At 75.0% G+C, this 18,243-nt stretch carries 22 protein-coding genes; 10 read left to right on the top strand and 12 right to left on the bottom strand.

The features are described from left to right. Nucleotides 1-13: 13 nt before the first annotated feature. The gene (locus GA0070622_RS18310; protein ID WP_218012381.1) at nt 14-1,426 is read right to left on the bottom strand and encodes a cytochrome ubiquinol oxidase subunit I; all 1,413 of its coding nucleotides are present in this window, start codon (nt 1,424-1,426) and stop codon (nt 14-16) included. 176 nt (nt 1,427-1,602) lie between these two features. Between GA0070622_RS18310 and GA0070622_RS18315 the strand changes: the two genes are divergently transcribed. Together GA0070622_RS18315 and GA0070622_RS18320 are read left to right on the top strand one after the other, a co-directional pair. After that, nucleotides 1,603-2,373, top strand: coding sequence for a lysophospholipid acyltransferase family protein (locus tag GA0070622_RS18315; RefSeq protein ID WP_091574431.1), 771 nt, complete (start codon nt 1,603-1,605; stop codon nt 2,371-2,373). Nucleotides 2,374-2,414: 41 nt separating this feature from the next. Further along, complete coding sequence (locus tag GA0070622_RS18320) at nt 2,415-3,257, top strand: SDR family NAD(P)-dependent oxidoreductase (protein ID WP_091574432.1); 843 nt, start codon at nt 2,415-2,417, stop codon at nt 3,255-3,257. Between the two features lie 3 nt (nt 3,258-3,260). Here the strand turns inward: GA0070622_RS18320 and GA0070622_RS18325 are convergent, their stop codons facing one another. Together GA0070622_RS18325 and GA0070622_RS18330 are read right to left on the bottom strand one after the other, a co-directional pair. Beyond that, complete coding sequence (locus GA0070622_RS18325) at nt 3,261-3,629, bottom strand: DUF4180 domain-containing protein (RefSeq protein WP_091574433.1); 369 nt, start codon at nt 3,627-3,629, stop codon at nt 3,261-3,263. Beyond that, nucleotides 3,622-4,074, bottom strand: a complete 453-nt coding sequence (locus GA0070622_RS18330) for a helix-turn-helix domain-containing protein (RefSeq protein ID WP_245666394.1) — start codon at nt 4,072-4,074, stop codon at nt 3,622-3,624. Before GA0070622_RS18330 ends, GA0070622_RS18325 begins: the two co-directional genes overlap by 8 nt. An 88-nt stretch (nt 4,075-4,162) precedes the next feature. Between GA0070622_RS18330 and GA0070622_RS18335 the strand changes: the two genes are divergently transcribed. The 3 genes from GA0070622_RS18335 to GA0070622_RS18345 all read left to right on the top strand — a co-directional run bounded on the left by GA0070622_RS18335 (nt 4,163) and on the right by GA0070622_RS18345 (nt 7,126). Then, the gene (locus tag GA0070622_RS18335; protein WP_091574435.1) at nt 4,163-4,930 is read left to right on the top strand and encodes a glycerophosphodiester phosphodiesterase family protein; all 768 of its coding nucleotides are present in this window, start codon (nt 4,163-4,165) and stop codon (nt 4,928-4,930) included. Nucleotides 4,931-4,947: 17 nt separating this feature from the next. Next, entirely contained in the window at nt 4,948-6,339 is a 1,392-nt protein-coding gene (locus GA0070622_RS18340) for an MFS transporter (RefSeq protein WP_091574436.1), read from the top strand. Between the two features lie 67 nt (nt 6,340-6,406). Further along, nucleotides 6,407-7,126 (top strand): thymidine kinase, encoded by a 720-nt coding sequence (locus tag GA0070622_RS18345; RefSeq protein ID WP_091574437.1) that lies wholly within the window; start codon nt 6,407-6,409, stop codon nt 7,124-7,126. On the opposite strand, the gene GA0070622_RS18350 is transcribed toward GA0070622_RS18345, so the two are convergent. After that, a complete protein-coding gene (locus GA0070622_RS18350) occupies nt 7,127-7,585 on the bottom strand; it encodes an Rv0361 family membrane protein (protein WP_091574438.1) in 459 nt (152 codons plus the stop codon). Between the two features lie 110 nt (nt 7,586-7,695). Between GA0070622_RS18350 and GA0070622_RS18355 the strand changes: the two genes are divergently transcribed. Both GA0070622_RS18355 and GA0070622_RS18360 read left to right on the top strand, forming a co-directional pair. After that, nucleotides 7,696-8,847, top strand: coding sequence for an outer membrane protein assembly factor BamB family protein (locus GA0070622_RS18355; RefSeq protein ID WP_091574439.1), 1,152 nt, complete (start codon nt 7,696-7,698; stop codon nt 8,845-8,847). 35 nt (nt 8,848-8,882) lie between these two features. Then, entirely contained in the window at nt 8,883-9,248 is a 366-nt protein-coding gene (locus GA0070622_RS18360) for a VOC family protein (RefSeq protein ID WP_091574440.1), read from the top strand. A gap of 4 nt (nt 9,249-9,252) precedes the next feature. Here GA0070622_RS18360 and GA0070622_RS18365 read toward each other — a convergent pair whose 3' ends face one another. Both GA0070622_RS18365 and GA0070622_RS18370 read right to left on the bottom strand, forming a co-directional pair. Further along, the gene (locus tag GA0070622_RS18365) at nt 9,253-10,098 is read right to left on the bottom strand and encodes an LLM class flavin-dependent oxidoreductase (RefSeq protein ID WP_091574441.1); all 846 of its coding nucleotides are present in this window, start codon (nt 10,096-10,098) and stop codon (nt 9,253-9,255) included. 29 nt (nt 10,099-10,127) lie between these two features. Continuing rightward, entirely contained in the window at nt 10,128-11,114 is a 987-nt protein-coding gene (locus tag GA0070622_RS18370; protein ID WP_091574442.1) for a tyrosine-type recombinase/integrase, read from the bottom strand. 81 nt (nt 11,115-11,195) lie between these two features. Here GA0070622_RS18370 and GA0070622_RS18375 point away from each other — a divergent pair, with 81 nt between their 5' ends. Further along, nucleotides 11,196-12,218 (top strand): helix-turn-helix transcriptional regulator, encoded by a 1,023-nt coding sequence (locus tag GA0070622_RS18375; RefSeq protein WP_091574443.1) that lies wholly within the window; start codon nt 11,196-11,198, stop codon nt 12,216-12,218. Nucleotides 12,219-12,225: 7 nt separating this feature from the next. On the opposite strand, the gene GA0070622_RS18380 is transcribed toward GA0070622_RS18375, so the two are convergent. The 4 genes from GA0070622_RS18380 to GA0070622_RS33480 all read right to left on the bottom strand — a co-directional run bounded on the left by GA0070622_RS18380 (nt 12,226) and on the right by GA0070622_RS33480 (nt 14,361). Next, complete coding sequence (locus GA0070622_RS18380; protein WP_091574444.1) at nt 12,226-12,660, bottom strand: Hsp20/alpha crystallin family protein; 435 nt, start codon at nt 12,658-12,660, stop codon at nt 12,226-12,228. A gap of 74 nt (nt 12,661-12,734) precedes the next feature. Further along, the gene (locus tag GA0070622_RS18385; protein ID WP_245666396.1) at nt 12,735-13,244 is read right to left on the bottom strand and encodes a GNAT family N-acetyltransferase; all 510 of its coding nucleotides are present in this window, start codon (nt 13,242-13,244) and stop codon (nt 12,735-12,737) included. Then, nucleotides 13,241-13,765, bottom strand: coding sequence for a DUF2087 domain-containing protein (locus GA0070622_RS18390; protein WP_091574445.1), 525 nt, complete (start codon nt 13,763-13,765; stop codon nt 13,241-13,243). Before GA0070622_RS18390 ends, GA0070622_RS18385 begins: the two co-directional genes overlap by 4 nt. 83 nt (nt 13,766-13,848) lie before the next feature. Further along, nucleotides 13,849-14,361 carry a MarR family winged helix-turn-helix transcriptional regulator gene (locus GA0070622_RS33480; protein ID WP_091574446.1) on the bottom strand — a complete coding sequence of 171 codons (513 nt, stop codon included), beginning with the start codon at nt 14,359-14,361 and terminating at the stop codon, nt 13,849-13,851. 76 nt (nt 14,362-14,437) lie between these two features. On the opposite strand from GA0070622_RS33480, the gene GA0070622_RS18400 reads away from it, so the two are divergent. Further along, on the top strand, nt 14,438-15,661 hold the full coding sequence (locus GA0070622_RS18400) for an MFS transporter (protein ID WP_281187040.1): 1,224 nt from the start codon (nt 14,438-14,440) through the stop codon (nt 15,659-15,661). A 10-nt stretch (nt 15,662-15,671) separates the two neighbouring features. Here GA0070622_RS18400 and GA0070622_RS18405 read toward each other — a convergent pair whose 3' ends face one another. Further along, nucleotides 15,672-16,067 carry a cupin domain-containing protein gene (locus tag GA0070622_RS18405; protein ID WP_091574447.1) on the bottom strand — a complete coding sequence of 132 codons (396 nt, stop codon included), beginning with the start codon at nt 16,065-16,067 and terminating at the stop codon, nt 15,672-15,674. A gap of 27 nt (nt 16,068-16,094) precedes the next feature. Beyond that, nucleotides 16,095-16,583 carry a GNAT family N-acetyltransferase gene (locus GA0070622_RS18410; protein ID WP_091577633.1) on the bottom strand — a complete coding sequence of 163 codons (489 nt, stop codon included), beginning with the start codon at nt 16,581-16,583 and terminating at the stop codon, nt 16,095-16,097. Between the two features lie 106 nt (nt 16,584-16,689). Here GA0070622_RS18410 and GA0070622_RS18415 point away from each other — a divergent pair, with 106 nt between their 5' ends. Beyond that, nucleotides 16,690-18,231 carry an ArnT family glycosyltransferase gene (locus GA0070622_RS18415; protein ID WP_091574448.1) on the top strand — a complete coding sequence of 514 codons (1,542 nt, stop codon included), beginning with the start codon at nt 16,690-16,692 and terminating at the stop codon, nt 18,229-18,231. The last annotated feature ends 12 nt before the right edge of the window (nt 18,232-18,243 follow it).

An 18,243-nucleotide genomic window follows, 5' to 3' on the forward strand; every position in this document is an offset into this window, starting at 1 on the left:
TGTCGGCTCCGGGTCAGTAGGCGAACGCGAGCGGGCGCTCGGCGTCGTCGGTGTCGTCGTCGGTGGGTTCCGGGGTGAGGTCCGGTACGCCGGCGCGGGCGTAGCGGACCAGCAGCTTGAACTCGATCACCGCGAGGGTGGCGTAGATGAGGGTGAAGGCGGTGAAGGAGGTGAGGACCTCGGTCAGGGAGACGCTGCGGGACACACCGTCGCGGGTGAGCATCTCGCCGAACACGATCCACGGCTGGCGGCCCATCTCGGTGAAGATCCAGCCGAAGGAGTTGGCCAGCAGCGGCAGCACCGGCATGACCAGGCCGGCGCGCAGCAGCCAGCGGCTGGTGGGGGTGCGGCCCTTGCGCTGGCTCCAGAGCACCAGCAGCGCGATCGCGGCGGCGGCCAACCCGAAGCCGATCATGAAGCGGAAGCTCCAGTAGGTGACCGGGATGATCGGGGCGTAGTTGCCGGGGCCGTACTGGCTGGCGTACTGGGCCTGCAGGTCGTTGATGCCCTGCACGGTGCCGTGGGGGTCGCCGGTGCCGAGGAACGACAGCAGGTAGGGGATCTTGAGGGCGAACACCTCGCGGCTGCCGTCGAGGCTGCCGACGGTGAGCACGGAGAACGAGGCGGGGCTCTCGGTGGTGTAGAGGCCCTCGGCGGCGGCCATCTTCATCGGCTGCACCTCGGTCATGATCTTGCCTTGGATGTCGCCGGTGAGGACCACCAGCGCGGACGAGACCAGGACCACCCAGGAGCCGAACTTCGTGGCGAAGCGGTAGGCGCCGGTGTCGGCGCTGCCCCGGTTACGCATCACGTGCCACAGCCCGACGGTCACCACGAGGGACCCGGCGACCAGGAACGACCCGGCGAGGGTGTGCGGGAAGGTGACCAGGGCGACCTTGTTGGTGAGCACGGCGACGAAGTCGGTCAGCTCGGCCCGGCCGCTGTCGGGGTTGATCCGGAAGCCGACCGGGTTCTGCATGAACGAGTTCGCGGCGAGGATGAAGTACGCCGACAGGTTGGTGCCGATCGCGGCGGCCCAGATCGCGGCGAGGTGCAGCCGCTTGGGCAGCCGGTCCCAGCCGAAGATCCACAGGCCGATGAAGGTCGACTCCAGGAAGAACGCCACCAGGGCCTCGATGGCCAGGGGGGCGCCGAAGATGTCGCCGACGAAGCGGGAGTAGTCGCTCCAGTTCATGCCGAACTGGAACTCCTGCACGATGCCGGTGACCACGCCCATGGCGAAGTTGATCAGGAACAGCTTGCCGTAGAACTTGGTGAGCTTGAGGTACCGCTCGTTGCCGGTGCGGTGCCACATCGTCTGCAGGACGGCGACGAGCACGGACAGGCCGATGGTCAACGGCACGAACAAGAAGTGGTAGACGGTGGTGACACCGAACTGCCAGCGGGCGACGTCCAACGCGTCCACCTGAAACCCCCAGCTGTGCATACTACGAGACGTAGTAAATACTACTCGGCGTCGTAGAGAAAGCGGCAGGGCCGCACGGCCCGAACGGTCCCGGGACCAATGACCCTGATCACCTCGGCCGGGTGGCCCGTGCCGGGGCGCACGGTCACCCCCGCACGTGCGACCATCCAGCACTGATGAACAGCACCCCCTGGCGCGCGCCGCTGCTGTGGCGCGGCGCGCAGACGCTCGCCCGCGCCGCCGTCGGGCTGGTCGGTCGGCTGGAGGTCACCGGCGACGTGCCGCAGGCGCTGCGGCACGGGCCGCTGATCCTGGCGGCCAACCACATCAGCCCGTTCGACCCGGTGGTCCTCGCCGCCGCGTGCCGGGTCCGGCGGGTCGCCCCCCGGATCATGGCCACCGCCGGGCTGTTCCGGGCCCCGCTGATCGGGGCGCTGATGCGCCGCGCCGGGCACATCCGCGTCGACCGGGGCACCGCCGCGGTGCACCGGTCGCTGGAGGTCGCCGCCGACGCGGTGGCCGGCGGCTCCGTGGTGCTGGTCTACCCGGAGGGACGCATCGGCCTCGACCCCGGCATGTGGCCCGAACGGGGCAAGACCGGCGCCGCGCGGCTCGCGTTCGCCAGCGGCGCCGCCGTCGTCCCGGTCGCCCAGTGGGGCTCGCACGAGGTGCTGCCCTACCGGGCGCCGAAGGGGATGCTGCGCGGCCTGGCCCGGGCGGTGGCCCGGCGGCCCGTGATCCGGGTGCACTTCGGCGCGCCGGTGACGCTGCGCGACCTGCACCCCACCACGCCCGGCGCGGCCCGCCGCGCCACCGACCGGATCATCGACGCGATCACCGAGGACCTGGTTGCGCTGCGCCCGCTGGAACCCGACCGGCCGCGACACGTCGACCCGGGCCGCCCGGTGGACCCCAGCCGCGCGCACCGCCGCCCCCGGACCGGCTGAAACCCACCCCGGCGCCCCGGCGAGGTGAGACCGTGGCAGGCGTGAGCGCACCCGTCGTGCTGATCACCGGCACGTCCACCGGCATCGGCCTGGAGACCGCCGTGGGCGCCGCCCGCGCCGGCTGGCGCACCGTGGCCACCCTGCGCGACCCCGACCGCGCCGGCCGGCTGCGCGCCGCCGCCGACGCCGCCGGGGTCGGCGACCTGCTGGAGGTACGCCGGCTCGACGTGGTCGACCAGGCCTCGGTCGCCGCCTGCGTCGCCGACGTGGTGGCCCGCCACGGTCGGCTCGACGCGGTGGTCAACAACGCCGGCGCCGGACACGTCGGCACCCTGGAACAGGAGACCGTCGACGACGTGCGGGCGGTGTTCGAGGTCAACTTCTTCGGCGTCCTGCACGTCACCCGCGCGGCCCTGCCACACCTGCGCGCCGCGCGCGGGCGGCTGATCACCGTGACCAGCGTCGGCGGCGTGGTGGGCCAACCGTTCAACGAGGCGTACTGCGCGGCCAAGTTCGCCGTCGAGGGGTTCATGGAGTCCCTCACGCCGGTGGCGGCCACCGTCGGGGTGAGCGTCAGCGTGGTCGAGCCGGGCGCGGTGGCCAGCGAGTTCGTCGCCAACGTCGGGATCGACCGGGACGCGGCGGTGACCGACGCCGGGCCGTACGGGGCGGCGCTGCGGGCGTACCTCGATCGCAGCGCCGCCGCGTTCGCGGCCGCGCAGTCGCCGGCCGAGGCCGCCGCGGCGGTGGTGGCGACGCTGACCGACCCGGAGCCCGCGCCCCGGGTGCAGACCTCGGCCGCAGCCCGGCAGTTCGTCGCGGTCAAACTGGCCGACACCGACGGTCTCGGGGTGACCGCGCTGACCGCCGGCTGGCTGCGGTAACGGTCAGCCGGCGGCGCGCAGCCGCTCGTCGAGCGCGTCCAGGTCGGGCAGGAACCACACCTGGTCATGCCGGTTGGACTCGGCCACCAGTGCGCGCAGCGCGCCGCTTCGCGCCAGGTGGGCCGAGATGTCCCCGACCACCACCAGGCGCAGCCGGTAGTTGACGAACTTCTGCATGACCTCGCCGGCGAACCGGGTGCCCAGCGCGAAGAAGCTCGGATCGAGCCGTGCCGCGGGCACCGCCACCACCGTGGCGCCGAGGAACGCCGCGCCGATCAGGTCCAGCACGTCGCTCTCGGTGACGATCGGCGGGCCGTCCGGGTCGCCGACCAGCACGGTCGCGCCGCCGAGGTCGCGCAGCTCGTCAGCCACGCTCGGCCCCCTCGCCGGCGAGCAGGCCGTTGTCGCCGCCCAGCACCGCGTCGACCAGCCGCAGCAGGTCGGCGGTGGCGGCGACGTCGCCCAGGATCACGATCTTCATGCGGTGGCGCTCCTCGTCGTGGACCGTCTGCACGCGCAGCGGGCGGTCCGGATCGTGGTGGGTGTTCACGCCGGCGAGCACCAGCGTGGCGAGTCGGTCGGCGGCGGCCCGGTCGACGCCGTCGAGCTGCACGATGCTCGACACCTCCGCCGTCGCCGACGGTGCCGACGACGCCGGACGGCCGGTCAGCGCGTCCAGGTCGGCGCGGGCGATCCGGTACTGCTTGCCGATGCGCACCGCCCGCAGCCGTCCGGCCCGGATGTAGCCGCGCACCGTGCGGACGTGCAGCCCGAGCAGCTCCGCGACCTGCTCCACCGAGTACATGTCGTTACCCATCGCACCCTATGCTAGCGAATTCAGGGAAGGATAGGTAATTTCACCGGCCGGTCACCCCGCTGCCACCTGGGCCCGGCATACTGCGGGCGTGCAGCCCCGTCACGGCTACCTCGACGCGCCCGCGCCGCTGGCCTTCGCCCACCGTGGCGGCGCGGCCGACGGAGACGAGAACACCGCCGCCGCGTTCGCCCGCGCCGTCGCCCTGGGCTACCGGTACGTGGAGACCGACGTGCACGCCACCGCCGACGGCGTGCCGGTGGTCTTCCACGACCCCACACTGCGGCGGGTCACCGGCGAGGCGGGGCGCATCGCCGACCTGCGCTGGGCCGACCTCGCCTCGGTACGCGTCGGCGGCGCCGCCCTGGTCCCCCGCCTCGACGACGTCCTCGGCGCCTGGCCGCAGGTGCGGTTCAACGTCGACGTCAAGGCCGACGGCGGCGTCGAGCCGACCGTCGAGGCGGTCACCCGCGCCGGCGCCGCCGACCGGGTGCTGCTGGCCTCGTTCAGCGACGCCCGGCTGACCCGGCTGCGGGCCCTGGCCGGGCCGAAGGTCGCCAGCAGCCTCGGCATGCGCGGCGTGGCCCGGCTGCGGATGGCCTCGCTGCACGGGCGGCCGATGCGCCTGCCCCCGTCCGTGGTCGCCGCCCAGGTCCCGGTCTCCTACGGGCGGATCCCCGTGGTCGACCGCCGTCTGCTGGCCTACTGCCACCGGATCGGGCTTCAGGTGCACGTCTGGACGATCGATGAACCCGCCCAGATGCACCACTTACTTGATCTTGGTGTGGATGGCATCATGACCGATCACGTCGGCGTGCTCCGCGACGTCTACCGCAGCCGCGGCCACTGGGCCGCCTGAGCCCCGAGGACCACCCGATGGCCGATACGGTCACCCCCGCCGTCGCCGAGCCCGAGCGCCCGGGCAGCACCCGCCGCGAGCGCACCGGCTGGTACTTCTACGACTGGGCGAACTCCGCGTTCCAGACCACCGTCATCACGGTCTTCCTCGGGCCGTTCCTGACCACGGTCACCGAGCTGGCCGCCGGCTGCGAGCTGGGCGCGGACAGCTGCGACGGGGTGGTGCACCCGCTCGGCATCAGGGTCGCCGCCGGCTCCTACTACCCGTACCTGATCTCGCTGTCGGTCTTCCTCACCGTGTTCGTGCTGCCCGTGGTCGGCGCGATCGCCGACCGGTCGGTGCACAAGAAGCGGCTGCTCGCCGCCGCCGCGTTCACCGGCGCCGGCGCGACCATCGCCTTCGCGTTCGTCACCGGCGAGCGGTACCTGCTCGGCGGCGCGCTGTTCCTGATCGCGAACATCTCCTTCGGCGCCGCCGTGGTGGTCTACAACTCGTTCCTGCCGCAGCTCGGCGGCCCGGACGACCGCGACGGCATCTCCAGCCGGGGCTGGGCCATCGGCTACCTCGGCGGTGGGCTGCTGCTCGCGCTCAACCTGGTCGCGGTCACCATGCTCAGCGAGGAGGGCAACGCGCAGCGCACCCTCGACCTGGCCCGCTGGTCGATCGTCTCGGCCGGCGTGTGGTGGGCGGCGTTCACGCTGCTGCCGCTGCGCTGGCTGCGCGAGCACCCCACCGCGGCCGCGCTGCACGGCGGCGCCAACGTGCTCACCGACGGGTTCCGGCAACTCGGCCGCACCCTGCGGGAGATCAAGGCGTACCCGCTGACGCTGTTCTTCCTGCTCGCGTTCCTGGTGTTCAACGACGGCATCCAGACCGTCATCACGCTGGCCAGCCAGTACGGCACCGAGGAGCTGCGGCTGGAGCAGAGCACCCTGATCGTGACCATCCTGCTGGTGCAGTTCCTCGCCTTCGGCGGCGCGCTCGCCCTGGGCGCGCTCGCCCGGCGCATCGGCGCGTGGAAGACCGTGCTGCTGTCGCTGGTGCTCTGGACCGGCGTGATCATCGCGGCGTTCCGGCTGCCCGCCGAGGCGCCCGTGCCGTTCATGATCCTCGGCGGCTGCATCGGCCTGGTCCTCGGCGGCAGCCAGGCGTTGAGCCGTTCGCTGTTCAGCCAGCTCATCCCCGCCGGCAAGGAGGGCGAGTACTACGGGTTCTACGAGATCAGCGACAAGGGCACCAGCTGGCTCGGCCCGCTCGCGTTCGGCCTGGTGTTCCAGCTGACCTCGTCGTACCGGGTCGGCCTGGTGTCACTGCTGATCTTCTTCGTGGTCGGGTTCGCGCTGCTGGCCGCCGTGCCGATGCGCCGGGCCATCATCGCGGCCGGCAACACCCCGCCCCGGGTCCTCTGACCCGGACGCCGGTCGGTGGATCATCGCCGACCGATGCAGCGGCGTCGATCGGCTAGGCTGCCCCGACGTGACCGACGACGCCGCTGCCGCCCTGACCTGCCTGGCCCGCCCTCTGCCCGGGCCCGGCGACGACCGCGCCGGCGGCTGCGCCGCCGCCCGGGGCGTGGACGGCCGCCCGTTGCACGCCGCCGCGCTGAAGTTCTTCTGGGGCCCGATGGACTGCGGCAAGTCGACGATGGCGCTGCAGATGAACCACAACCACGCCCGGCAGGGCCGGCGCGGCCTGGTCACCACCCGCATCGACCGTTCGCTCGGCCCACAGGTCACCACCCGCATCGGCCTGGCCCACGAGGCCGTCGAGGTCACCGACGACCTCGACCTGCGCGACCTGGTCCGCGACGCCTGGGCCGAAGGGGTACGGGTCGACTACCTGATCTGCGACGAGGCGTCGTTCTACAACCTGGAGCACGTCGAGCAGATGGCCGAACTGGTCGACAAGTTCGACGTCGACGTCTACGCGTTCGGCCTGGCCACCGACTTCCGCTCCTGCCTCTTCCCGGCCGCGCAGCGGCTGTTCGAACTGGCCGACGAGGTGGCCCGCATCCAGGTCGAGGTGCTCTGCTGGTGCGGGCGCGAGGGCCTGCTCAACGCCCGCGTGGTGCGCGGCGAGGTGGTCCGCGAGGGCGCGCAGGTGGTCATCGGCGACACCGTCGACACCGCCGACGTGCGCTACCAGGTGCTCTGCCGGCGGCACTACCGCTCCGGCGACCTCGGGCCGCGCGCCTGATCAGAACGGGTCCCCGCACACCCGCCAGCCCCCGTCCTCCGGCACCACCGACAGCTCCCGCTCCTCGCTGCCGCCGCCGTCGCGGTTGATCCGCACCACGACCGTGCCGCGCGGCCGACCGCCCCGGGTCGCCACCGACACGTCGACGATCTCGTAGCCGCTGACCACCGGCGGCGTGCGCATCCAGCTGCCGAACCCGACCTGGCTCCACCGGCCGCGCGTCTCCCGGCACAGCCGCTCGTAGGCCCGGTCGGTGTCGCCGGCCGCGACGTCGCGGAAGAACCCGTCCGCGGTCTCCCGCACCGGCCCGTCGGCCTGCAGCACCACCTGGGCGTTCCACACCGCCAACCCGGCCACCCCGACCAGGCAGGTGCCCAGCCCGAGCACGGCGACCAGCACACCGGCGCGTACCGGCCGGCGACGCCGGGCCGGCCGATGCCATCCCTGCTCCCTGCCCATCACCACCGACGGTAGGCAACCGGCGACCGGCGCGCAGCCGGTTGCGCCGCTGTCGTACCGCGACGGCGGATCGTCTACCGTCGGCGCACGACCCCCTCAAGGAGCGGTGGATGACGCGTGACGGGCGCCCGCAGACGGCCGTGATCGAACTGGACCGGCCACCCGCGCGACCACAGCCCCGCCCGCCTCGCCGCCGCCGGTGGCGGACCGCGGCGACACTGGCCGGATGCCTGCTGCTGGGCGCCGCCGCGCCGCCGCGCTCCGGGCCGGTCACCGGTCTGCCGCTGTCCGCCCGGGTCGCCCTGCTCGGCGCCGGCGGGCTGCTGCTCGTGGCCGATCCGCCCGCGCTGACCGCGTACGGCCGCGACGGCCGGGTGCGGTGGCGGGGTCCGGCTCCCGTCGGCGCCTGGTCCGCGGCGGCCACCGAAGACCTGATCCTGGTGACCGGCCGCGACAGCGCGCGGCAGGTGACCGGCACCTGGGCGTACGCGGTCGGCACCGGAGAGGTGCGCTGGTACCGGCCCGATCGCGTCCGGCCCGCCGGTGACGGCGCGGTGGCGGTGACCGAGGTCCGCAGCGTCGCCGACCCGGGCCAGCGGATCCAGGGCGCGGTGCGCGGCGTCGACCTGGCCACCGGCGTCGACCGGTGGTCGGTGCCGGTGCCGTCGACGGCCGTGCTGGCCACCACGCCCGGCCGGGTCGTGGTGGTGCACGACGACGGGCTGGCCCGGGTGCACGACGTGCGCGACGGCGCCCGGCTCGGCGAGACCCGACTGCCCCCGGCCGGCTACGCCCCGGGCAATCCCCTCGTCGTCGGCACGCACCTGGTGCTGCGGCACCCGGCGCCGGCCGGCGCCGCCCTCAGCGGCTACGACCTGCCGGCGCTGACCCCACGCTGGCGCCGGCTGCTGCCGGCCGGGGAGACACCCTCCGCGGGCTGCGCCGCGGTGCTCTGCCTGAGCGGCGTGCGGGACCGGCGTGCGCTCGACCCGGCCACCGGCGAGCAGGTGTGGCGCTGGCCCGGCGGCGCCGACTGGCGGGCCGGCGCCGACGACGGAGACCCGGCCCGGCAGGTGCTGCTGCGCCCCGCCCGCGTCGACGGACCCACGCTGGTGGTCACCATCGGCCGCGACGGTCCCCGACCGGGGCCGGTGCTGCCCGCCGGCACCCGCGACTGTCACGCCGTGGCCGGCGCGCTGGCCTGCCGGGGACCGCACGGGCGGCTGGCGGTGTGGCCGTGGGGATCCGCCGGAGGTACCTGACAGCAGGTGACAGGTACCGGCGACACACTGCCGGCATGACGACGCACGCCGACCTCGCGATGGTCAACCTGGACAGCTCCGACCCGGCCGCGCACGCGGCCTTCTACGCCCACGCCCTCGGCTGGGAGATCACCCACAGCGAGACCGAGTACGCCATGATCACCAAGGACGGGACCTCGATCGGCTTCGGCCGGGTGCCCGGGTACGCGCCGCCGGCCTGGCCGGACCCGACCGGCGGCAAGCGCTACCACCTCGACCTCACCGTCGACGACGTGGCGGTCGCGGAGAAGGACCTGGTGGCGGCCGGGGCGACCCGGCCGGAGTTCCAGCCCGGCGGCGAGCGGTGGACCGTGCTGCTCGACCCGATCGGGCAGCCGTTCTGCCTGTGCCCCCGACGCTGACCGGTCAGCGCAGCGGGCCGCGGGCGACCGCGGCCCGCATCGCGGCCGGGTCACCGGCCGGCACGTACTCCAGCCACCAGGTGGCGCCCGCCCCCGCCAGCTCCGCCAGGTAGGCCCGCTCGGCCCGCTCGTCGGTCCGGCGACGCCTGCCGCCGACCACCACGTCGAACGGCTGCCCGTCGGCCCGGGTGGCCGGCAGCGCGGCGACCAGGTCGGCGACCTCGTCCGGGGTGAAGTCGGACCAGTCGTCGGTGTCGGTCAGCTTGTAGGGCACGATCCCGTCGGCCCGGGCGGCACGCCGCAGCACCGCCCCGGCCTGGGTGCTGCCGCCCACCCAGACCGGCACCCGCGGCGACTGCACCGGCGCGGGACGCAGGGCCACGCCCTCGGCCCGGTAGTGGGTGCCCTGGTGCGTGACCCGCTCGCCGCCGAGCAACCCGACCAGCAGGTCGAGGCCCTCGTCGAGCATCGCGGCGCGGGTCCTGAGGTCGGTCGGCTCGCCGAACGCGGCCAGGCCCCGGTCGCCGGGGTCGCCGACACCGACCGCGACGCCGGCCCGCCCGCCGCTGAGGTGGTCGAGGGTGAGCACCTCACGGGCCAGCTTGGCCGGGCGGCGTCGGGGCAGCGCGGTCACGGTGGTGCCCAGCCGCACCCGCTCGGTGCGCCCGGCCACCGCCGCCAGCACCAGCCACGGGTCCCAGGTGGGCGGCTCGTCCCCGGCGTGGTGGATGAGGTAGTCCTCCAGGAACACGCCGTCCCAGCCGGACCGCTCGGCCAGCTCACCGAGCGCCACCAGCTCGGCCACCGTCACCGCGGCGCCGCCGCAGCAGATCTCCAACCCGTGTCGCACGCCGGCACCCTACGACCCGGGTACGACGCTCACCCGCGGCGGCGGGCGCGAGCCGCCCAGATCGCGTACGCCGGGTCGCGGTCCAGATTGTGCCGGTCGCGGTCGTAACGGCGGGTGGTACGCGGGTCGGCGTGACCCATGGCGTCCTGCACGTCCTCCAGCGGCACCCCCTCGGAGCGGGCCGTGGTGGCGAACGCGTGCCGCAGCGAGTGCGGTGACAACCGCGCCCAGGCGGCGATCCCGGCGGTCTGCGCGAGCCGGCGCACCAGCCGGAACACGGCGTGCCGGTCCAGCCGGCCCCCGGTCGCGGTGACCAGCAGCGGACCGGTCAGCTCCGGCACCGTGACGCCCTGCGCGGCGGCCCGGGCGGCCAGGTAGGCGTCGAGCGCGTACGCGGTGCCGGGGGTGAGCGCGCGGCGACGAGCCTTGCCGCCCTTGCCGACGAAGCGGACGCTGCGGTGGCCGCGTTCGCTGCCCAGGTCGGCCAGGTTCAGCGAGACCAGCTCGCCGACCCGCAGCCCCAGGTCGGCCAGCAGCGCCAGGGTGGCCCGGTTGCGGGCGGCGGTCGGGCCGGTGTCGGCGTCGGCGGCCGCGAGCAGCGCGTCGACCTCCTCCGGGCTCAGGCCGACGGTGGCGGAGTGGTCCCGGTCGACCCGGGGGCGGTCCGCCGCCGCGACCGGGTTGGCCGGCACCGCGCCCAGCTTCGCCAGGAAGTCGTACCAGCTGGACAGCGCGGACAGCCGGCGTGCCACGGTGGCCGGGGTCAACGGCCGGCCGTCGCGGCCCCGGGGGGTGGACTCCAGGTCCCGGCCGTAGGCGTTGACGTCGAGGAAGGTGACCCGCAGCGGGTCCAGCCCGCGCTCGGCGCACCAGGTCAGCCAGCCGGTGACGTCCCGCCGGTACGCGTCGCGGGTGTGCTCGGACAGACGCCGGTTGCGCAACCACGCCTCGGTGAAGTCGGCCGGACCGCCGGGCAGCGCGGGACGCGCGTGGGACAGCACCTCGGGACGCAGCATGTGAGAAAGGTTCTCAGTCGGCGGGGCGTTTCGCGACGAGGCGCGCCCGGGCGGATTCGCCGCGCGGGTTACCGTCACCGGGTGCGCGCCAGCCGGCTGGTCTCCCTGCTGCTGCTCCTGCAGACCCGGGGGCGGACGACCGCCCAGGAACTCGCCGACGCCCTGGAGGTGTCGGTGCGGACCGTCTACCGCGACATCGAGTCACTCGGCGCCGCCGGCGTGCCGGTGTACGCCGACCGCGGGCCGGCCGGCGGCTACCGCCTGCTGGAGGGCTGGCGTACCCGGCTGACCGGCCTGACCGGGCCGGAGGCCGAGGCGTTGTTCCTCGCCGGCGTGCCCGGGCCGGCGGCGGAGCTGGGTCTGGCGTCGGTGGTGGCCGCCGCCGAGCTGAAGGTGCGCGCCGCGCTGCCCGGGGACCTGGCCGACCGCACCGGCCGGATCCGGCAGCGGTTCCACCTGGACGCCCCCGGCTGGTTCCGGCACCCCGAGCCGGTGCCGCACCTGGAGACGCTGGCCGGCGCGGTGTGGGAGGACCGGCTGGTGCGGCTGCGGTACCGGCGCTGGCGCGCCCCGCGCGAGGTGAGCCGGACGGTCGCCCCGCTGGGCGTGGTGCTCAAGGCGGGCCGGTGGTATCTGGTGGCCCGGTGCGGGGAGCAGATGCGCACCTACCGGGTCGGGGCGGTGCTCGACGCGGTGGTCACCGAGGAGCGCCACGACCGCCCGGACGACTTCGACCTGGCCGCCTACTGGCGGGAGTGGACCGCGCGCTACGAGCGCGACGTCTACCGGGGCGAGGCGCGGATCCGGCTCACCGTGGCCGCGCTGGAGTTCATGCCGTACGTCTTCCCGCCGGAGATGAGCCGGGCGGCCCGGGCGGCGGCCGGCGAACCGGGCCCGGACGGCTGGTTGGAGACCACCGTGCCGATCGAGTCGGCCCGGCACGCCCACGCCGAGCTGCTCAAGCTCGGCGCCGAGGTGGAGGTGCTGGCGCCGGCCGAGCTGCGGGACCGGTTCACCGCCACGGCGCACGCGCTGACCCGGCTCTATCCCGCCGACGCCGAGGCGGGGTCGGCCGGCGCTCCGGCCTCCCCCGCCTCGGCGTGACCCGCGCTCAGGCGGTGGTGAGCTGCCGGTGGCCGTTGCCCTCCGCGGTCGACGTGACCGTGATCCGGCGCGGCTTGGCCCGCTCGGCGACCGGGATGCGCAGCGTCAGCACCCCGTTGTCGTAGCCGGCTTCGAGGCGGTCGGTGTCGAGCGTGTCGCCCAGGAACAGCTGGCGGGTGAAGGTGCCCATCGGGCGCTCGGCGGCGACCAGTTCGACGTTCTCGCCGGTCGGGCGGCGCCGCTCGGCGCGGACGGTCAGCACGTTGCGCTCGACCGTGCAGTCGATGCTGTCCGGGTCCACGCCGGGCAGGTCGAAGGCGGCGTAGAAGTGGTCGCCGTCGCGGTAGGCGTCGAGGTGCATCACGGCCGGCCGGGTGGTGGTGCCGAAGAACTGCTCGGCGATCCGGTCGATCTCACGGAACGGGTCGGTACGCATCAACATGGCAGTGCCTCCTCGGTTCTCCTGGCCCAAGGTCTCACGTTGAGTCTGGTCGACTCAACTTCCCGATTTCTGTTTTAGCGCGGCGTCGCGGCGTCGTCAACTCGCGCCGGCAGTGACTTCTCGAACCAGTGCTGCGCGTACGGGCCGGAGGTGTAGGCGGGGATCTCCCGGTAGCCGTGGCGGGCATACAGGGCGCGTGCCTCGACCAGGTCGGAGCGGGTGTCCAGGCGGATCCGGGCCGCCCCCGCGTCGACCGCGTACGCCTCGGCCGCCGCGAGCAGGGCCGCGCCGCCACCGGCGCCCCGGTGCGCCGGGCGCACGTACAGCCGGGTCAACTCCGCCCAGCCCGGCCGCCACCGCAGCCCGGCGCACCCGGCGGGAAGGCCGTCGTGGTGAGCTGTCATCAGCAGGCCGGTGGGCGGGGCCAGGTCGTCGCTGGGCATCTCGGTCAGCGCGGCGTCGACCTCGCCGGGCCGCTCCGGGCGGCCGTACCAGCGGCGGACCATCTCCGCCATGTACTCCCGCAGCAGCACCCGCGCGACCGGACCGTCGGGCGGGTCGAGGCGGGTGTCCCAGCCGGTCACGGGCCGGTCCGCCAGTAGACGCCGTGCTCGCGGGTGAGCAGCATGTCGTCGACCAGGTAGCGGCGCAGCGTCACGTGGTCGGCCTCGCCGCCGGCGCACCAGGGGCGCAGCGCGTCGTCCACCGCCCGTTCCGGATAGCGCAGCCCGGGTTCGAAGGTGTGCGTGGTGATGTGTTCCAGCAGCACGCGCCGGCGGCCGCGCTGCGCGGGCAGCCGGGTCAGCGCGCCGTCACGCAGGAACGTGCGCAGGATCGACTCGCGCCGGTCGGCGGGCGGGGCGGACGGCGTCGCCCCGGAGCGGGCGACGTCGCGCAGCCACCCGTCGTCGACGCGCAGCCCGGAGCCGTCGTCGACGAGCACGCCGGTGTCGGTGAGCCGGCGCACGGCGGTGGCCACGTCGCGGGCCGGCAACCCGGTGCGGGCCACCACGGCGGGCACGTCCCGGGCGCCGAGGACGACGGCGGCGAACACGACGCGGCGGCGCTCGTCGACGAGCGCGCCCGCGAGGGCATGGGCGGTCATGCCCGGCAGCCTGTCAGCACCCGACGCGGACGGCCAGGCGTTTTCGGCCCGTGCGGGGGATGCCCGCCGGCGGTGTCAGGCCGTCACGGGCCCCCGACGTTTCCGGTCGGTCGCTCGGCGGCCGAGTTCACCCGGCGCAGCAGGTCGGCCAGCGTCCGCCGCTCCGCCGCGTCCAGTGCGCCGAGCACCCGGTGCTCCTCGTCACCGACGACGTCCAGGGCCTGCCGCCAGATGGCCTCGCCGGCCTCGGTGAGCGCCACGTCGACGCGCCGCCGGTCGACCTCGGACGGGATCCGGCGCACGAAGCCGCGCCGGACCAGGGCGTCCACCCGGGCGGTGATCGAGGCGGGCGCCATCCGCAGCGCGTCGGCGATCTCCGACGGGGCGGCGCGCCCGCCGCGCCCGGCGAGGACGTGCAGCGTGCCGTACTCCTTCTCCTGCAGGTCGAGGTCGGCCAGGACCCGGTCCTTGACCGCGCGCAGGTGCCGGGTGAGCAGCATCATCCGCACCACCGCGCCCTCCACGTCGGGGTCGAGGTCGGGCAGGACGGGCTGCCAGCGCGCCACGTGCTGGTCGACGGAGTCACGGTCGGTCACGACAGCCACGGTACGTCGAACCCAAAATATTCGTTGTCGAAATATTCGACGTCGAAGTAGTCTGCGGCGGTGACGCATCCCCTCCGGCTCCGCGCCTTCCGTCTGCTCTTCCTCGGCCGTACGGTGTCCGCCCTCGGCGACGCCGTGGTCCCCACCGCGCTCGCGCTCGCCGTGCTGCGGGCCACCGGCTCGACCGCCGCGCTGGCCCTGGTGCTCGGCTGCGCCATGGTGCCCCGGCTGCTGCTGCTCCCCGCTCGGCGGCGTGGTCGCCGACCGGTTCGCCGCCCGCCGCGTCGCGCTCGCCACCGACCTGATCCGCGGCGCCGCCCAACTGGTCGTCGGCGTCGAACTGCTCGGCGGCGCGCCGACCCTCGCCCACCTCGCCGTGGCCTCCGCCGTCGGCGGGGTCGCCTCCGCCTTCGCCATGCCCACCGCGTCCCCCCTGGTCGCCGGCGTCGTCGACGCCGCGGGACGGCAGCGGGCCAACGCCCTGCTCGGCGCCACCACCAACGCCAGCCGGCTCGCCGGCCCGGCCCTGGCCGGCCTGCTGGTCTGGACCGCCGGCCCCGGCTGGGCGTTCGTCATCGACGCCGCCTCGTTCGGCGTCAGCGCCGCACTGCTGGCCGCCATCCAGGTCCGGCACGTGCCGGTCGAGCGCCGCTCACTGCGCGCCGACCTGGTCCTCGGGTGGCGGGAGGTCCGCGCCCGCGACTGGTACTGGAGCAGCCTGGTCGCCCACGCCGTCTGGAACGGAGCCGCCGCCGTGCTGCTCACCGTCGGCCCGGCCGTCGCCGTCACCCGGCTCGGCGGCGAGGGCGTCTGGGTACTGCTGCAACAGGCCGGCGCGGTCGGGCTGCTGGCCGGTTCGCTGCTGGCCAGCCGCGCCCGCCCCCGCCGCCCGGTGCTGGTGGGCAACCTGGCGCTGGCCACGTACGCGGCGCCGCTGCTGCTGCTCGCCGTGGCCGCGCCCGCCGCGCTGACCGTGGCCGCCTACTGCCTGGCGCTGAGCGCCCTGGGCTTCCTCAACCCGGTCTGGGAGACCGTGGTCCAGGCCCGCTTCCCCACCGAGGTGCTGGCCCGGGTCACCTCCTACGACTGGCTCATGTCGCTGGGCGCCATGCCCCTCGGTTACGCCCTCGCGCCGCTCGCCGCGTCGGCCTGGGGCGCCTCGACGCCCCTCGCGGTCGCCGGGGTGCTCGTGCTGCTCGCCTGCGCCGGCACCGCCGCCGTGCCCGGCGTACGCCGGGTGGGCTGGACCGTCGCCGCCGCGCCGGCCCAGCCGGAGCCGGCGCGGCGGTGACCAGGACGACTCAGAGCCGGTGCCCGGTGGTGGCGTCGACGCTGTCGGGGACGGCGTCGTGCCGGTCCCCCACGCTGGACGTGCCGGACGGCTCGAACATGAGGATCGAGGCGCCGTCCGGCGCGTACGGCCGGTGCTCCACCCCGCGCGGCACCACGAACACCGCGCCGCGCGGCAGCGTCACCTCCCGCTGCGCGGCGTCCGCGCCGTCGCGCAGGGCGATGCGCAGCTCCCCGTCGAGCACCAGGAAGAACTCGTCGGTGTGGTCGTGGGCGTGCCAGACGTGCTCGCCCGCCACCTTCGCGACCCGGACGTCGTAGTCGTTGACCGTGGTCACGATCCGCGGACTCCACAGCTGGTCGAAGCGCGCCAGGGCGGCGGCCAGCTCGATCGGCTCAGGGTTCATCCGACCATCCTCGCGCACCGGCGGCGGTCACAGGGGACGGTGCATGACGTGCAGGCCCACCCGACCCCGCGCCGGGTGGGCGAACGACTCCGGCACGGTGCCGATCACGGTGAAGCCCAACCGCCGGTACAGCGCCACGGCCGCCGCGTTGGTCTCCACCACGGCGTTGAACTGCATCGCGGCGAAACCCTGCCGGCGGGCCCAGTCCAACGCGTCCTCGCACAGCGCCCGGCCCACGCCGCGGCCCCGCGCGCCGGCGGCCACCATGAAACTCGCGGTCGCCACGTGCGAGCCCGGCCCGGGCCGGTTCGCGCCCATCTTGGCGGTGCCGAGCACGGCGGCGTCGTCGTCCACCGCCACCGAGGTACGCCCCGGGGGGCGTTCCACCCACACCTCGTGGGCCACCTCGGCCGGCCAGGCCGGGTCGTAGGGGAACGTGTCCCCGGCGGTGACGACGTCGGAGAAGATCGGCCAGACCTGGCCCCAGTCGGCGTCGGTGTAGTCACGGATGCGCACGGCGGGCACGCTAGTCGGGACCCGACCGTCCGGCCACCGGATTCCGTCCACCCGGCCGAGGCCGGCGGGACGACGTCGGACCGCCCCGCCGGGCCATCATGGGCAGGTGGCCGAATCAGTCGCCGACGTCGATCGTCGCGAGGCCGCCACGCCCGCCGGGCCGCCGCCGCCCGGGCCACACACGGCGGTCCCGTGGCTGGTCGGCGCGGCCCTCACCGCCGTCCTGCTGCTGCTCGCCGGCCGCTACGGCTACCACCGCGACGAGCTCTACTTCCTGCTGTGCGGCCGGCACCTCGACTGGGGCTACGTCGACCAGGGGCCGCTCGTGCCCGCCCTGGCCCGGCTGGCCGACACCGTCGCGCCGGGCAACCTGGTGCTGCTGCGCACCCCGTCGGCGGTCATCGGCGGCGCCGCGGTGGTGCTGGTCGCCGCGATCGCCCGGGAGTTCGGCGCCGGTCGGGTCGCCCAGTCGGCGGCGGCGGTGCTCGCCGCCGCCTCGGGCATCGTCCTGGCCGGCGGGCACCTGCTCAGCACCACCAGCGTCGACCTGCTGGTGTGGCTCGTCGCCGCGTTCTGCGTGGCCCGGATGCTGCGCACCGGCGACACCCGCTGGGCGCTCGGCGCCGGGCTCGCCCTCGGCGTGGGAATGCTCAACAAGCCACTGCCCGCCCTGCTCGGCGTCGGCCTGGTCGCCGGGGTCGTGATCGCCGGGCCGCGTCGCCTGCTGCGGGACCGGTGGGTCCTCGCCGGGGCGGTGATCGCCGTGCTGCTCGCCGTGCCGTACGGGGCGTGGCAGGCCGCGCACGGCTTCCCGCAGCTCTCCGTCGCCTCGGCCATCGCTGGCGGCGACAGCTCCTACAGCGGCCGGCTGGACGCGCTCGTGTTGCAACTGCTCATCATCAGCCCGTTCGCCGTCCCGGTGTGGGTGACCGGGCTGGTGGCGCTGCTGCGCCGCCCGGCCTGGTCGGCGTACCGGGCGATCGGCTGGGCGTGGCTGGTGGTGGTCGCGGTCGTCGTGCTGGCCGGCGGCAAGGGCTACTACGACGCGCCGCTGCTGCTGGTGCTCACCGCCGCCGGCGTGACGCCCACCCTCGACTGGGCGCGGCGCGGCGCCGCCCGGGCCCGACAGACCGCACTCGCCGCCGCCGCCGTGCTGATGGCGGCCAGCAGCGCGGTGCTGCTGCTGCCCACGCTGCCGGCCGACCGGCTGCCCGGGTTCGTCGTCGCGGCCAACCCCGACGTCGGCGAGACGATCGGATGGCCGGAGTTCGCCGACTCGGTCGCCGCCGTGCACCGGGGTCTGCCGCCGGCCGAACGCGACCGGGCGGTCATGCTCACCGCCAACTACGGCGAGGCCGGCGCGCTGGCCCGCTACGGCCCGGCGCGTGGCCTGCCCCGCGCGTACTCCGGGCACAACAGCATGGTCACGTTCGGCCGGCCGCCCGACGGCGCCGACGTGGTGATCGCCGTCGGCTGGTCCCGCCCCGACCGGCTGCGCGCCTGGTTCACCGAGGTCACCGAGGCCGGCCGGGTCGACCAGCGGGTCGACGTCGACAACGAGGAGAACGGCGGGCCGATCTTCGTCGCCCGCGGTCCGCGCCGCCCCTGGTCGCACATCTGGGACAGCGAGGTCCGGCACGCCTCCTGAGGCCGGCGGGCC

The organism is Micromonospora sediminicola, assembly GCF_900089585.1.
GTDB classification, from domain to species: Bacteria; Actinomycetota; Actinomycetes; order Mycobacteriales; family Micromonosporaceae; genus Micromonospora; species Micromonospora sediminicola.

What these genes read in the sequence shown, in the direction of transcription:
- GA0070622_RS18315 (WP_091574431.1), top strand. Translation starts at nt 1,603, where the DNA reads ATGAACAGCACCCCCTGGCGCGCGCCGCTGCTGTGGCGCGGCGCGCAG.
- GA0070622_RS18330 (WP_245666394.1), bottom strand. Translation starts at nt 4,074, where the DNA reads ATGGGTAACGACATGTACTCGGTGGAGCAGGTCGCGGAGCTGCTCGGG.
- GA0070622_RS18340 (WP_091574436.1), top strand. Translation starts at nt 4,948, where the DNA reads ATGGCCGATACGGTCACCCCCGCCGTCGCCGAGCCCGAGCGCCCGGGC.
- GA0070622_RS18350 (WP_091574438.1), bottom strand. Translation starts at nt 7,585, where the DNA reads ATGGGCAGGGAGCAGGGATGGCATCGGCCGGCCCGGCGTCGCCGGCCG.
- GA0070622_RS18355 (WP_091574439.1), top strand. Translation starts at nt 7,696, where the DNA reads ATGACGCGTGACGGGCGCCCGCAGACGGCCGTGATCGAACTGGACCGG.
- GA0070622_RS18360 (WP_091574440.1), top strand. Translation starts at nt 8,883, where the DNA reads ATGACGACGCACGCCGACCTCGCGATGGTCAACCTGGACAGCTCCGAC.
- GA0070622_RS18370 (WP_091574442.1), bottom strand. Translation starts at nt 11,114, where the DNA reads ATGCTGCGTCCCGAGGTGCTGTCCCACGCGCGTCCCGCGCTGCCCGGC.
- GA0070622_RS18380 (WP_091574444.1), bottom strand. Translation starts at nt 12,660, where the DNA reads ATGTTGATGCGTACCGACCCGTTCCGTGAGATCGACCGGATCGCCGAG.
- GA0070622_RS18390 (WP_091574445.1), bottom strand. Translation starts at nt 13,765, where the DNA reads ATGACCGCCCATGCCCTCGCGGGCGCGCTCGTCGACGAGCGCCGCCGC.
- GA0070622_RS18405 (WP_091574447.1), bottom strand. Translation starts at nt 16,067, where the DNA reads ATGAACCCTGAGCCGATCGAGCTGGCCGCCGCCCTGGCGCGCTTCGAC.